The sequence below is a fragment of the Desulfonatronum sp. SC1 genome (genome assembly GCF_003046795.1).
Lineage (GTDB): Bacteria > Desulfobacterota > Desulfovibrionia > Desulfovibrionales > Desulfonatronaceae > Desulfonatronum.
Map to the genome: position 1 here is coordinate 1 of NZ_PZKN01000189.1, position 420 is coordinate 420.

Annotated in this window: 1 protein-coding gene; it reads left to right on the forward strand. The window is 33.1% G+C overall.

Features of this window, described 5'->3' with window-relative positions:
- Nucleotides 1-165: 165 nt before the first annotated feature.
- Nucleotides 166-420 (forward strand): hypothetical protein (locus C6366_RS21230; protein WP_146164961.1); only part of this gene is annotated, 255 nt, incomplete at its 3' end.

The following is a 420-nucleotide window of genomic DNA, read 5'->3' on the forward strand; positions in this document are numbered from 1 at the left end:
GTCTATGAACATGTAAAACTCGTGGATGGATATCTTTTTTTAAACTTGAATGCTAATCAGTTAAGCATCAATGATAATCTGTTCGATTACATAACTTACAATATAAAAAACACTAATAAAGACGTAAAGTCGTGAAGACTAAGAATCTCTTTGGATGACAAAGGAATGTTAATATTTGAGGTTACTGAGAGAAATGATTTATTACGAAATCTCGTTCGATTGAAATCAGGTACTACGGAATCTTCTGGAGAAAAGGTTAGTTTAAAGAATAGTAGTGATCAAACTATTTTAAATAAGATTTTGCAGTTATTCAGGGAAAAAAGGGAGGTAAAGCTTACTGAAGCCTTTGATACGACTGACGGTTGGGATTCAAGAGGATGGTTTCAATATAAGGAGGGTACGGCTTATGTAAATGGTAAG